The organism is Cecembia lonarensis LW9 (assembly GCF_000298295.1).
In the GTDB taxonomy this organism is placed as follows: Bacteria; Bacteroidota; Bacteroidia; order Cytophagales; family Cyclobacteriaceae; genus Cecembia; species Cecembia lonarensis.
Genome location: NZ_AMGM01000262.1, coordinates 1 through 760, shown reverse-complemented (window position 1 = coordinate 760; position 760 = coordinate 1). Strand labels below are relative to the sequence as shown.

The window sequence follows — 760 nt, the reverse complement described above, 5'->3', positions numbered from 1 at the left end:
ATGGAATCTGGCAGAGATTATTGCTGAAGCGGGTCTTCCCGCAGGTGTCTTCAACCTGGTCATGGGGTCAGGCAGCGTTGTTGGTGACCGCATGGCGAAGTCGAAAGCACTCGATGCGGTGAGCTTCACGGGCTCCGGTGCCACTGGAAAACGAATCGTCCAAGATTGCTTGGACGCAGGTAATAAGAAGGTTCAGGCCGAAATGGGAGGCAAGAACAGCCTCATCATTCTGGATGATGCTGATATCACAACGGCAGTGGAAGCCGTCATCGATGGTGCCTTCTACTCTTCCGGTCAGCGCTGCACAGCAACGAGCAGAGTGATCGTGACGAAGGGGATACTCGAGGAGGTCAAGACACGTCTTGTGGATAGCCTCTCTACGCTCAGCGTCGGTCACGCGTTGGACCCGGTCAACGACATCGGTCCGCTGGCGAGTGAGGCTCAGCTCTCCACCGTTCTGGATTACGTCCGGCTCGGAGTGGAGGAGGGCGCAGAGGTTGTCGCGGGCGGAACGGTTTGTGAATCGGACACTCCAGGGTTCTTCATGCTGCCAACACTATTCTCCGGCGGGAGATCAGACATGAGGATTAACCAAGAGGAGATCTTCGGCCCCGTTGCCTGCCTCATCGAAGTAGATGGAATAGATGAGGCTATCGAGATCGCCAATGACACCGATTACGGTCTGTGCGCGGGGATTATTAGCGAGTCTTCGCAGGCGATCGATAAATTTTTACACTCAGTCAACGCTGGCATGCTACAC

General features: G+C 55.4%; 1 protein-coding gene. It reads left to right on the top strand.

Annotation, left to right across the window (positions count from 1 at the left end):
* Nucleotides 1-760 (top strand): aldehyde dehydrogenase family protein (locus B879_RS24090; protein WP_040401595.1); only part of this gene is annotated, 760 nt, incomplete at both ends.